Here is a 12,913-nt window from a genome sequence, read left to right as displayed (position 1 = left end):
TTATTTTGTTTTACCGTAATGACAAATATCGCATTTTTAAATAAAAAACATCCAACTTAGTGGATGTTTAATTATTCTGTTAAGACTTACTTGACTTAGAAATTCATAGGTACTTCAATAAGCAGTAAACCTGAATTATCATTAGCAACAACTTGAAAGGTCTCTGTCTCAGAAATCCCGATGGCATCTCTTGTCCCTAAAGTATTGCTGCCTAAAGTAATATTTCCGTAAACATTCATGACATAAACTCCAGAATTCGAATATTTTAATTGGTATTCAAAAGAGTTATCTTTATCCATATCAATTCTAGAAATCACAGCATCCTGATGGATTTTTAAACTGCCAATATGATTGTCTTCCATTGAAGTCACCAAAGTTTGCAACTTATTTTTTCTGTCATCTTCCCTAAAAGCTTTTTGGTCATATCGAGGTTTTACATTTGATTTATTGGGAATAATCCAAATTTGAAAAAGGCTCAAATGCTCTATATCGGAACCATTTATTTCAGAATGTTGAATACCAGTACCTGCACTCATAACCTGAACTTCACCTGGTAATATTGGCTGCCATGCATTATGCATATTGTCGCGGTGCTTTAAAACACCTTTTAGTGGAATAGTAATAATTTCCATATTATCATGTGGGTGCGTTCCAAAACCCATTTTTGGTGCAATAACATCATCATTTAAAACACGTAAAGCTCCAAAATGAATTTTATCAGGATCATAAAAATTTGCAAAACTAAACGAATGGTTTGCCTGTAACCACCCATGATTTGCAAAACCCCTGCTATTGGCTTTATGAACTATCGTTTTCATATTTAATTTCTTTATTCTTTAATTTATCTAATTTTATCTAGTAAGTCACTTAGGGTTAAGGCTTCTTCTTCGGTAAGGTTTTCCAAAAGATTTTCATTAAAATCCTTGGCTATAATATCCAATAAATTTAATCCTTGGGGCGAAATTTCAATATGTACAACCCGCCTGTCGTCTGCACATGCCAGCCTATTTATTAATTGTTTTGCACAAAGCTTGTCCATTAATCTAGTAACATTAGGGGCCCTCTCCACCATACGTTCTTTTATAGTTTGAACTTTGATAGGTTTTCCTGCTCCTTTCAAAATCCTAAGAATATTGAACTGCTGAGGAGATATACCAAAGGGTTTGAAAAATTCGTTTTGGTGACTGTTTATCCAATTGGCAGTATAAATTATATTAATTAAAGCTTTTACCTTATTGTTCGCAAATATTGAATTAATATCTTTCGATATATCTCCCATAGTTTCTGTTTTAACTTTAAATGATTAATAATTAGTTTTGGAAACTAACTTAAATGATTCTTGGAATTTTTTTACTTTTAATTTTAACTCCATATCCAATTCACTATTTACAATCTTATCTTCAGAAAAATTTTTGTGAAACAGGTGAAAAGAAAACACATCCACTATATCTGCGCCATGCCTAGGAAACCTATCTTGAGCAATATCCAAAACAGATTTAGCCCCTCGTTTACCATCTGATGCTCCCATTAAGAGCATGGGTTTACCAAAAAAAGTTTTACCTTCAATTCTAGACATCCAATCCAACAAGTTTTTAAACACAGCTGTATAAGCACCATTGTGTTCTGCAAGTGAAACGATAATACCATCGGCAGACTTTATTTGCTCCAAAAATCCAAACGCATTATTTGGATGACCAAACTCTTTTTCCCTATCTACACTAAATAAAGGCAGTTCGTAATCGTTTAAATCTAAAATATTTATCTTGGAATTTTCAACCAAACTAGCAGCATAAGTTACCAATTGCTTATTTATGGATTGCCTACTATTACTTCCTGCAAAAGCTATTATTTTATTCATATCTCAATTAATTTGTAATACAAATGTAGTAGAAATAAATTTATATTCCAAGGAATATATTTCCATGATATATAATTTATGATTTAATTAACATAGTGAATGTGAAATTTTGAAACTTTCGTACTTTAGCAACAAACAAAACACCTATGGACATTAACTTCAATAAAAACGAAGATTATAACAAACTGCTTTTATCAGAACTAAAATCTAAACTTCTTAAGGTAAAATTAGGAGGTGGGAAATCCCGTATTGAAAAACAACATGCCCAAGGCAAAATGACCGCTAGAGAGCGTGTTAATTATTTATTAGATGACAAAAGACCATCATTAGAAATAGCCGCCTTTGCTGGGGATAACATGTATATAGATCACGGGGGTTGTCCATCTGGCGGTGTTGTTGTAAAGATTGGTTATGTTAAAGGCAAACTGTGTGTGGTAGTTGCAAATGATGCTACAGTAAAAGCTGGTGCTTGGTTTCCTATTACTGGTAAAAAGAATTTAAGAGCTCAGGAAATTGCCATAGAAAATAAATTACCTATTATTTATCTTGTGGATTCAGCCGGGGTGTATTTGCCCATGCAAGATGAAATTTTTCCCGATAAAGAACATTTTGGTCGTATTTTTAGAAACAATGCCGTTATGAGTAGCTTAGGTATTACACAAATTGCTGCCGTTATGGGGAGCTGTGTTGCTGGTGGGGCTTATTTACCTATTATGAGCGACGAAGCTTTAATTGTAGATAAAACCGGAAGCATTTTTTTAGCAGGCAGTTATTTAGTAAAAGCAGCTATTGGTGAAACTATTGATAACGAGACCCTAGGTGGTGCTACTACTCATTGTGAAATTTCTGGTGTGACCGATTATAAGGCTAAAAACGATAAGCACGCTTTAGATACTATTAAAAATATCGTTGATAAAATTGGAGAATACGACAAGGCGGGTTTTAATAGAATTGAACCACAAAAACCTAAAGACAATCCCAAAGATATTTATGGTCTTATCCCTAAATCTAGAGCTGACCAATACGATATGCACGAGGTTATAAAACGCTTAGTGGATAATTCTGAATATGAAGAATACAAGGCTGGCTATGGCCAAACTATAATTACCTGTTATGCTAGAATTGATGGCTGGGCGGTTGGCATTGTTGCTAATCAGCGAAAATTAGTAAAAACTAAACAAGGTGAAATGCAATTTGGCGGGGTTATTTATAACGACAGCGCCGATAAAGCAACCCGCTTTATTGCCAATTGCAATCAAAAAAAAATTCCCTTACTCTTTTTACAAGACGTAACTGGTTTCATGGTGGGCAGCAAAAGTGAACATAACGGTATTATAAAAGATGGTGCCAAAATGGTTAATGCGGTAAGTAATTCTGTGGTTCCAAAATTTACTGTTATTGTCGGCAATAGTTACGGTGCTGGTAATTATGCCATGTGTGGCAAAGCATACGATCCTCGTTTAATAGTATCTTGGCCAAGTGCAGAATTAGCTGTTATGAGTGGTAATAGTGCTGCAAAGGTATTATTACAAATTGAAAAGGCATCCTTAGAAAAACAAGGGGAAACTATAACGCCGGAAAAAGAAGAAGCCTTGTATAACAAAATAAAAGCACGTTACGATAATCAAGTCTCTCCATATTACGCTGCGGCCCGTATTTGGACCGATGCAGTAATAGACCCGTTAAACACGCGAGAATGGATTAGTATGGGTATTGAAGCCGCTAACCACTCACCTATTGAGAAACCTTTTAACATGGGATTATTGCAAGTATAATTTTAAAATCTCGTCTCTTTTTCGTACCTTTTTGATTGAAAACCAATACTCTCAATAATGGGAACAATAAAAACATTAAACAAGTGGGCCAATGCACACACGTATTTGCCTTTAGATTTGTTGCGCATTGCCCTAGGCGTATTTTTATTTATTAAAGGCATAAATTTTATGTCGGACTACACAATACTCATGACCCTTTTCGAGCCCCTAGAAAGTCTGGCGGGTGGTATGTTAGTCATACACTACGTAGCACCTGCACATTTTATAGGTGGAATTTTAATTGCTTTTGGTTTATTGACCAGATGGGCTATTATAGCTCAAATTCCTATTTTAATTGGTGCCATTGTTATTAATTTTGCTGGAGAAATGATAGTTAACAATTTAATCTTGGCTATTATAACCCTTTTCGTAGCAATATTTTTTGTTTTCTACGGTTCTGGAAAACATTCTGCCGATTATTATTTGAAAATGCAGCAGTAGATTTGTCATTTGAAATCTCCCGAGCAACTCGGGAGATTGAATAAATAATTATTTCGTGATTGAAATTAGTCACTTCGTTCTAGTTGTTCCAAATAAATAATCTATTAAAGATTTTGATACGATTGCACTAATCGTATAAATTCTGCACGGTATCCATCTTTATCTTTCCCTCTTCCCATATTAGCCAAAGCAATTACATCATCTATTGTAGTATCATTACAGTATTTAGACTGGCGTAATTGCATACCAAATAGTGCTACAGCAGATGCGAAATTCAAGTCTGAATGTGAAAGAGTTATTTCATCCTTCTGTATGTGAAACATTTCTATACTTTTATCTTCACTTGGTTTTTTATATCTAAATTTAACGGTAAACAGTTCATTTGAAAAATTAGAATCGATTTGTGATTTGGTATATTTTAAATCGGATACATCTTTTAAATAATCACTTTTAACACCAACTGGAATTACTTCATAAAGAGCTGTTACCGTATGGCCACTACCCAATTCTCCAGCATCTTTTGTGTCATCAATAAAATCCTCATCATTCAACAACCGGTTTTCATAACCAATTAATCGGTATGCCTGAACTTTATTGGGGTTAAATTCAATTTGAATTTTAACATCTTTAGCAATGGTAAATAACGTACCCCCAAATTCTTTCCCAAACACCTTTTGGGCTTCTTGCATATTATCAATATAGGCATGGTTACCATTGCCTTTATCAGCTAAAATTTCTAATTTTGAATCTTTATAATTACCGTAACCAAATCCTAAAACCGATAAAAATACTCCTGATTTTCTTTTCTCTTCAATTAATCGTTCCATAGCCTTGTCACTTGAAGTTCCTACATTAAAATCACCATCTGTTGCTAAAATAACTCGGTTATTACCATTTTTATTAAAATTCTTTTCAGCCAACTTATAAGCCAGCTCAATACCAGCACCACCAGCTGTAGATCCTCCAGATTGCAGATGATCTAATGTTTCAACGATTTTTTCTTTATACTTGCCCGAAGTAGGTTCTAATACAACACCTGCAGCTCCAGCATATACAACTATAGATACCTTGTCCTTTTCCCTAAGTTGATTTACTAAAAGTTTAAATGCTTGTTTTAACAAGGGCAATTTATTTTGGTCTGCCATAGAACCTGAAACATCTATTAAAAAAGTAAGATTAGATGCTGGCAGTTCTTCATTTAAAAATGTTTTGCCTTGAAGTCCTATTCTCACCAGTTTGGTTTTGTTATGCCAAGGTGTCTTAACTACTTCTGTAGTTATTGAAAATGGATGTTCCCCTGTTGGTTGTGAGTAGTTATAATTAAAATAATTAATCATTTCCTCTATCTTAACGGCATCTGGGTCTATAGTCATTCCGTTATTAATCATACGACGTATATTGCTGTAGGATGCTTTATCAACATCTATTGAAAATGTAGATAATGGTGCAAGTAATGTTCTCTCAAATGCATTCTCGATAATTGCAGCATAACTTTCTGAATTTTCAATCCTGTAATTACCTTGGTGAGTTGTGATAACAATACAGCCCCCTTTGGCAATCTTTCCAAATTTTTTCTTAGCTTCTGCATTATCATATTTTACTTCACTATCTATATCATTAATAGGTAAGTTTTCAATAATATGATTATGTTCTTTTTTTATAGGTATTCCATCAACTATATATAAAGGTGTTTTATTAAGGTTTGTATTTGAATTTACTATTTGAACACCAGTTAGCCCGCCTTGCACTGGAACAGATTGAATTTGATAAGCTAATTGATTGTGATAAGCCTTTCGCTTTTGTCGTTTGAGTTGTGAAGCTGTTAAAGTCGCTACAGAATTTGTTAAACTCCTTCTGTTTTTTATACCATATCCCACAACAACTACTTCCTCTAATTTTGAAACATCCGCTTTCAAAGTTACCAAAATAGTATAAAGCTTTCCCACTTTACGCTCCTCGGTAACATATCCAACAAAAGAAAACAATAAAACATCTGTGTCTTTTGCTTTTATTTCATAAAGACCATCAAAGTCTGTTTGAGTCCCTTTATTTGTTCCTTTAATCATAATAGAGGCTCCTGGCAAAGGAAGTCCAGATTCGTCAGTGACCGTGCCTACTATTTTTCGCTCTTGGGCTTGAACTTGAATTGAAATTACCAATATCAGAAACATATTGAATAGTGTCTTCATAATTACAGATTTTAAAGTTTAGTTTAAAACTAATCCCTACAATTATGAAAAAAAAATAACAATGAGTAAAACGACCCTTTGAATGAGTCAACCTATTATTTTAATAAATCCAAAGTTTTAATCCGCTGTATTTTACCTGTTGTAGTTTCAACAAATTTTGGAAGTCTAAAAATTTGTTTAGGCATTTCATATTTATGAAGTGACTTTATGTTTTTAATTGTACTAAATAGTTTATCTATATCCAATGCTTTATCTTCCACTAAAAGTACAACCTGATCTCCTAATTGATCATTTGGCATGGAAGCAATAAAAAAACGCTGATCAATTATATTGGAAAGCTTTTGTTCTATTTGTTCAGGAAAAAATTTAATACCCCCTGAATTAATAACATTGTCATAACGTCCCAACAATTCAAACAAGGTTTTGGAGTGTAACTTTACAATATCATTGGTAACAATCGGTTTATCAGTAATTTTAGGCACATCAATAACCAAACATTCCCTTTCATCCCGAGAAACAGTAACATTTGGCAAGGTTTCAAAATATGAGCTGGAAACCTGACTTGATTGGGCAAAATGGTTTAGTTTCTTCACAGCTATATGGGTAACTGTTTCGGTCATGCCATAAGTCTCATAAGCATAAACCTGTTTGTTTTCGAGCTTTCTCATTAATGCATGACTAACCTTTCCCCCTCCAATAATCAAAGTATCTATTTTATTAACATCTACTAATGATTTCTCAACTTGAAACGGTGTCATTGCTGAAAATTGGTAGGTTTTGTTAATTCCCTGCAAAGGTGAAGAACTGGGTTTCACTACATCTAATTTAAGCCCTAAAATAATAGCTCGAATTAGCATCATTCGTCCTGCAATAAAATTAGAAGGCAAGCAATGTAAAGCCGTATTTCCTGGTTTTAAATTAAAAAAATCTCCCGTAGCTAATGCAGAATGCACCATGGCCTGTTTTTTAATCTTTATAGACTTAGGGAACCCTGTAGACCCAGAAGTGAGGACCAACACATAATCCTTATGATCAAGCCAGTCTAATAAAAAAACGCCTAAGTCTTGTTGGTAAGGCTCCCCTTCCTTAACAAAACTGTATGCCACTTCATTAAGATCTTTATAAGAATAATATATACCGTTAAGTTCAAATTTTAGGTGTACATTTTTAAAATTAGGAGTCATAATTACTCAACAATGAACTAGGATGCAATATTTTGTAATACTTTAACCTCAAAATTAATGAATTATATAACGAGAATAAAATTTATTATTCATAAGGAGAGCATGTCAAACCTTATTGCAAAATATTTCTTAATGAAAAATCATAATTGAAGAAACTCTATCTCTGTTCTATCCAATAAATACAGAGGTCATACTTACACTTCCCATAACTAGTTCATCATTAAATAAACTTATATGGTCACTTTTTGAATCATATATAGCTAAACTATACAATAAAGGTAAAAAATGTTCTGGTGTTGGTATTGCTAATCGCAAAGCTTTATTACTATGATAATTAAACAAGAGATTGAAATCTCTGTTATTTATATATTCGTTTATAGTATGCCTAGCTTCAATAGCCCAATCGTAAACGGTATCCTTTTCAAAATTTAATAGACCAAGATTATGAACTGTATTGCCACTTCCCACAATTAAAACACCCTTATACCTCAAAGTTTCTAGTTGCTTTGCCAGTTCATAATGGGATTTTGGTGTTCTGTTATAATCCAAACTCAATTGGATAACGGGTATGTTTGCCTTTGGGTATAAGTGTTTAATAACACTCCAAGCCCCATGGTCCAAACCCCAATCGTAGTCCATATCAACTGAAACAGGAGCCAATAACTGTACTGTTTTCTTAGCCAATTCCGGACTTCCTTGCACTGGATATTGCACCTTATATAACTCTTGAGGAAATCCACTAAAGTCATGTATGGTTCTTGGCATATCCATTGCTGTTACTTTGGTGCCTTTGGTTTCCCAATGTGCAGAGATACATAATATGGCTTTGGGTTCAGGAATATTCTTGGCAATACCTTTAAATCCCTGCACAAATCGATTATCGGAAATAGCATTCATTGGACTACCATGTCCTAAAAATAATACTGGCATTTTTAAAGTGGTCTTCCAGTCCTTCGAATGTTTGTATAAATCATTTAAGCCCATAATTATAACACAATATAAGAATTATATAATAGCTATAAATAAACTAGCGACCTATAAACATTTCAATAAATTTATTATAACACCCTTAATTAGCATTTATTACCATACCAGATCCCGATATATTACTTTGGATTGATGGAGTTCCTCTATAATAAACATCACCACTTCCTTCAATAACAACATCTAAACTATTCAATGCATTTATTTCGCAATCTCCACTACCAATAATATCAACATTGCAATTTATAACCATAAATTGAAAGCCTTTAAATATTCCTGTGCCTTCATTCTCTAAAATTAAATTATCAGCAGTCCCACTCAAAGTAATATCCCCCGTACCAGAATTATAGACACTAAAACTTCCACTCTCATTAACATTTATAATATTAATTTTCCCTATACCTTCATTTTTAATAGCATTCAAATGCTCTACTAAAATATTGGCCTTTAAATTAAGGTAACTATAATTATGGCTATCGTCTAAGTATAATTGCAACTCATTATTAACCACTTTGGTGGTCACATAATCAATAATATTATCATCTGCAATAATTTCAACAGACTGAAAATTGCCTTGTGTAATATTTATATCAAAAACCCCTCTAGAACTTACCTTATTAAATGCCGAAACTGTTCTTGTTTCTGTAATTAAATTTCCGGACCCTGAAACAACATCATCTGCTTCACAAGAAAACAATACATAATTGATAGTCATTAATACATAAATAACTTTTTCTATTTTCATTCTAATTCTATTTTAAATTTGAGTTCAAAACTATTTGAACTAAAATAGAATTACATTGATGTAAATCAAGATTTATTTGATCGTAATCGTGAAAGCGTTTCTGGGGTAATGTCTATGTAAGAAGCAATAATATGGTGAGGTATTCTGTTGAAAAGTTCTAAATTGTTTATACAAAACTCTTCAAAACGTTCAGCACTTTTGGTGAGCAATGCAATCTCTTTATCATGTTTTTCTAGTATAAATTTTATAAATTGTGTGTTTCTAAAATCGGCTAGTTTAGAATTTGTTTTAAAAATAGCTTCAAGCTTTAAAGATTCCCAATAAATTAAATCACAATTGGTTAAACATTGACAATAAATATAGCTAGGCATATTTTTAAAATAGCTTACTATGGAACTATAAAAAAAATCGTTTTCTTTAGAGATTCTTATGGTCTTTTCCTTACCCTCTGGAGTAATCACATAATGCCTAGTTACTCCTTTTTTAACAAAAAACACTTTATTAGATGTTTCACCTTGCCTAATTATAAAATCTCGCTTTTTATAACGTATTGTGTTGCCTTGGCTTAAGAGTAGATCGAGTTCTTCCAGCATATCCAAATTTAAGGAAAATGCACTTTAATTTTTTGAATTAAGCCTTTATATTAAAAAAGTAATTTATAAAGAAGCTATAATCATTGCAGAACCAGTGTTTAAAACAATATCCTTTGTAGCTACGTACATATTCCCCTGTTTTTCTAGTTTAAGTATTCCTTTATATCCAATACGATCCAATTTTTTTCTACAACGACTAGAAATTGCTGGATCATCATCAAAAATAAATGCATCGAAATCATATTCTGGCTTACCAGGCTCTTTTATTACAGGAAGTATTTGCTTCATACCCAAAGTACGGGGATATGTAAGTGGTACATAAGGTGCTCCTGGTATAAAGGTATAAAATGTATAACGACCGTCTTCATCCGTTTTTACCCAACCCCTATGCTCAACATACTTTTTTCCATTCTCCTTATTGGTTTTAAAGTGGCCTTCTTCACTAGGCTGATAAATGTATAAAACAACATCCTTGGCAGGAGTAATACCATCGTTGTAGTAAATAGTACCCGTGATTTTTAGTTTGTTTTCTTGATCTTTAAAACTTGGAATAGTATCTGTATTGTTCAATTGCTTTTCGGAATAATCATAAAGCGGACTCTCTTTTTTATCCCCTGAAGTTTCCTGGGCAAAAAACTTATTTGTTAAACTTAATACAACTATAAAACATATTAGGACTATCTGTTTTTTCATGGTAAACACATTTACAATTGTTCATTAAAACTATATATTTCAATGCGTTAACACCTAAAAAATCACATGAACTCTAAAAATACACGATGAAATGAACAAATCCCTAATTATGGTCAAAATAGTGGTTTTCGTTCGTCGGATAAAATGGTTTTTTAACCTAATCTATTTGTATTCAAATACAATATAAATGACTATTCTGCAACTGTCTTAATAATTCCAGAATACCTAATTGGTAATCTAAATGATCCGTTAAGTAATAAATCTGTTTTTTGGTTAGGGAATACCCTTAAAAACACATTGTATCCTTCTATCCCATCTTTTGCATCAAAGTTGATGCTGTAACTGCCATCCTTGTTATGTGTAGACTTATAATTTTTAATAACCCCCTCAAGTTTAATTACCCCATCATCATTTGAGCCATATCCAGCCAGCATTGTACGTTCACCAAAAAAAGGCAAATAAGAGCTAATACTATCATTTGATAGTTTTAAAAAATTAATATTACCAATTAAGTTAATGCCGCTTGAGTTGCTCCCTGGTTGTAATAGACCAGAATTCATAACTTGTTGTACTGCATTGGTAACTTGAGGATAGGCCCAATTTGATTCAATTTTAAATTGTCTGCTTTCCAATAGCATCTCCATAGCTCTTTTTTGTTCATCTGTTACGTGTTTTGATGCCGAACATGAAAACATTATAATAACAACAATGAATATATATGTTAACGGAAGTTTCATTTATTTAAAATCTTTAAAAGAAATCTAATTTACAAAATATAGAAGATTTTAGTGCCCCATAAACAACAGAGCGATTGACTTTTAAAAAATTATATTACAGATATCGATAAAATACGTAAACAACGGGATAAAAAACATAAAGTCAACTATTTAACGAAATTTAAAGTCGTCTATCAATAAATTTTGTTTTCAAAAACATCTTGAAATAGCTTTAAAATACCAAATCATAAAAACCTATCATTATGGATACCAATTTTTCTTTATTCAATCAAATCAACAGTTTGTCTTATTGGTTATTACTTGAAAGCAACTACAAAAGTTCTGTAAAGCTAAATGCAGATGACGATTGCTATTTTATCTCTGTTAAAAAAGGTTATGAAATTTTATATGCCCATGAGATTGCTAACTTTAGTAAGAAAAACAAGCAATATCTTCAATTTGAATTGGCTGCTATTGTTAATCACTTATTACATATTAAAGACAGTGTAACCTTTAACCGTAACAAAAGTGCTTAATTAATTAGCATATCGCTTACTGCATTAATCCAATCGTCTATATTAGTTTCATTGGTATTAAAGGCCTTACTCCTATTTCCGTAAGGTGCATATACTAGTGGATTGGTTACTGAAAAGAATCCAATGGTTGGAGTTAACGAAGCACTTGCCAAATGCATAACCCCATTATCGGCAGCGATAAAAATAGAGGTGTTTTTTATAATAGCTCCCATTTCCCTAATATCCTTACTATAAAAATGTGGTGCCCTAAAATTAATCTTTGAAATATTTTCTATTGGCAACATTTCAACAATATTATAATTTGGATATTCCTTTAACAGCCTATTGTAAAATGCTTCCCACCACATTTCAGAATAACATTTTGCCCCTGTGGCATTGGTATAAATACAAATGGTTTTTTTATCGTTCTTAATTAGTTCATTAAGTATCTTTTTGCCATTAGCAATTTCTTCATCATTTAATTTAATATCTAAAAAAGGCACATTACTAGTGGTTTTTTCAAAACCAGACAAATTTAAATAACGCCTCAAATTATAGACTGGATATTTAGATATATGCTGATAATCAGGATATTCTTTTTGAATATCTTCATGGACCTCACCAAAAACCTTAAACCTAGCATTACTAAATTGAGTAAGCAACCGGCCAGAAGACGAGTTTTTATCTGCATTAATTACTAAATCGTAACGTCTACGCCTTAAACCAAACCATTTAGCAATATATTTTAAAAGATTGCTAAAAGGCTTCTTTGGTAACTGAATAATATGTTCAATTTGATTATAATTTTGAAATACTGGATAGGCTACTCCACCTTTTACAAATAAATCTATTTTACAATTAGGAAATGTATTCACAACCTCTTGTACTAGCGGCGTTAACAATAATTGATTTCCCAAACGGTGATTAGGCCTTACAATAAGCACTTTTTTTATATCTTCAATTTTTAAAAATCCCGATTGAGGCGCTTTATATGAGCTTCCAATATTTTTGGTTATGCCCTGCATCATGCGCCTTCTTATGCTGTTAATTTGTCTTTTAAAGGTCATTTTAGTTATTAAAAAGAGGGTTGTTTTAGCTTGCAAAAGTACAAAGATGTCACTAGGCAGCAAACATTTACAGTCCCAACATATTGATAAATACGCTCTATAAAGTACATGTTT

General features: G+C 32.4%; 14 protein-coding genes. 3 read left to right on the top strand and 11 right to left on the bottom strand.

Translation table 11 applies throughout. From position 1 onward, the window contains the following. Nucleotides 1-95 precede the first annotated feature (95 nt). From K7G79_RS00455 to K7G79_RS00445, 3 genes are read right to left on the bottom strand one after another with little or no spacing between them, the layout of a single operon-like run. The gene (locus K7G79_RS00455; protein WP_223548116.1) at nt 96-818 is read right to left on the bottom strand and encodes a pirin family protein; all 723 of its coding nucleotides are present in this window, start codon (nt 816-818) and stop codon (nt 96-98) included. A gap of 23 nt (nt 819-841) precedes the next feature. Continuing rightward, nucleotides 842-1,279 (bottom strand): MarR family winged helix-turn-helix transcriptional regulator, encoded by a 438-nt coding sequence (locus tag K7G79_RS00450; RefSeq protein WP_223548114.1) that lies wholly within the window; start codon nt 1,277-1,279, stop codon nt 842-844. 24 nt (nt 1,280-1,303) lie between these two features. Continuing rightward, entirely contained in the window at nt 1,304-1,858 is a 555-nt protein-coding gene (locus K7G79_RS00445; RefSeq protein WP_223548112.1) for an NADPH-dependent FMN reductase, read from the bottom strand. A 146-nt stretch (nt 1,859-2,004) separates the two neighbouring features. Here K7G79_RS00445 and K7G79_RS00440 point away from each other — a divergent pair, with 146 nt between their 5' ends. After that, on the top strand, nt 2,005-3,633 hold the full coding sequence (locus K7G79_RS00440; RefSeq protein WP_223548110.1) for an acyl-CoA carboxylase subunit beta: 1,629 nt from the start codon (nt 2,005-2,007) through the stop codon (nt 3,631-3,633). A gap of 57 nt (nt 3,634-3,690) precedes the next feature. Then, nucleotides 3,691-4,113 carry a DoxX family protein gene (locus K7G79_RS00435; protein WP_223548108.1) on the top strand — a complete coding sequence of 141 codons (423 nt, stop codon included), beginning with the start codon at nt 3,691-3,693 and terminating at the stop codon, nt 4,111-4,113. Between the two features lie 104 nt (nt 4,114-4,217). Here the strand turns inward: K7G79_RS00435 and K7G79_RS00430 are convergent, their stop codons facing one another. The 7 genes from K7G79_RS00430 to K7G79_RS00400 form a co-directional block, all read right to left on the bottom strand. Then, on the bottom strand, nt 4,218-6,302 hold the full coding sequence (locus K7G79_RS00430; RefSeq protein ID WP_223548106.1) for a VWA domain-containing protein: 2,085 nt from the start codon (nt 6,300-6,302) through the stop codon (nt 4,218-4,220). A gap of 95 nt (nt 6,303-6,397) precedes the next feature. Continuing rightward, nucleotides 6,398-7,486, bottom strand: coding sequence for an AMP-binding protein (locus tag K7G79_RS00425; RefSeq protein WP_223548104.1), 1,089 nt, complete (start codon nt 7,484-7,486; stop codon nt 6,398-6,400). Between the two features lie 168 nt (nt 7,487-7,654). Then, nucleotides 7,655-8,470, bottom strand: coding sequence for a 4,5-DOPA dioxygenase extradiol (ygiD, locus tag K7G79_RS00420; protein ID WP_223548103.1), 816 nt, complete (start codon nt 8,468-8,470; stop codon nt 7,655-7,657). 85 nt (nt 8,471-8,555) lie between these two features. Further along, nucleotides 8,556-9,215 carry a head GIN domain-containing protein gene (locus K7G79_RS00415; RefSeq protein WP_223548101.1) on the bottom strand — a complete coding sequence of 220 codons (660 nt, stop codon included), beginning with the start codon at nt 9,213-9,215 and terminating at the stop codon, nt 8,556-8,558. A 65-nt stretch (nt 9,216-9,280) separates the two neighbouring features. Then, complete coding sequence (locus K7G79_RS00410) at nt 9,281-9,808, bottom strand: Crp/Fnr family transcriptional regulator (protein ID WP_223548099.1); 528 nt, start codon at nt 9,806-9,808, stop codon at nt 9,281-9,283. 63 nt (nt 9,809-9,871) lie between these two features. Further along, nucleotides 9,872-10,501, bottom strand: a complete 630-nt coding sequence (locus K7G79_RS00405) for a hypothetical protein (RefSeq protein ID WP_223548097.1) — start codon at nt 10,499-10,501, stop codon at nt 9,872-9,874. 191 nt (nt 10,502-10,692) lie between these two features. Beyond that, a complete protein-coding gene (locus K7G79_RS00400) occupies nt 10,693-11,238 on the bottom strand; it encodes a DUF4251 domain-containing protein (RefSeq protein WP_223548095.1) in 546 nt (181 codons plus the stop codon). 242 nt (nt 11,239-11,480) lie between these two features. On the opposite strand from K7G79_RS00400, the gene K7G79_RS00395 reads away from it, so the two are divergent. Then, nucleotides 11,481-11,753, top strand: a complete 273-nt coding sequence (locus tag K7G79_RS00395) for a hypothetical protein (protein WP_223548094.1) — start codon at nt 11,481-11,483, stop codon at nt 11,751-11,753. Here K7G79_RS00395 and K7G79_RS00390 read toward each other — a convergent pair. Then, nucleotides 11,750-12,799 carry a glycosyltransferase family 9 protein gene (locus tag K7G79_RS00390; RefSeq protein WP_223548093.1) on the bottom strand — a complete coding sequence of 350 codons (1,050 nt, stop codon included), beginning with the start codon at nt 12,797-12,799 and terminating at the stop codon, nt 11,750-11,752. The genes K7G79_RS00395 and K7G79_RS00390 overlap by 4 nt on opposite strands. Nucleotides 12,800-12,913 lie beyond the last annotated feature (114 nt).

This window comes from Aestuariivivens sp. NBU2969 (assembly GCF_019931125.1).
Lineage (GTDB): Bacteria > Bacteroidota > Bacteroidia > Flavobacteriales > Flavobacteriaceae > Aestuariivivens > Aestuariivivens marinum.
The sequence above is the reverse complement of the archived record's forward strand: the minus strand, read 5'-3'. Positions and strand labels throughout refer to the sequence as shown.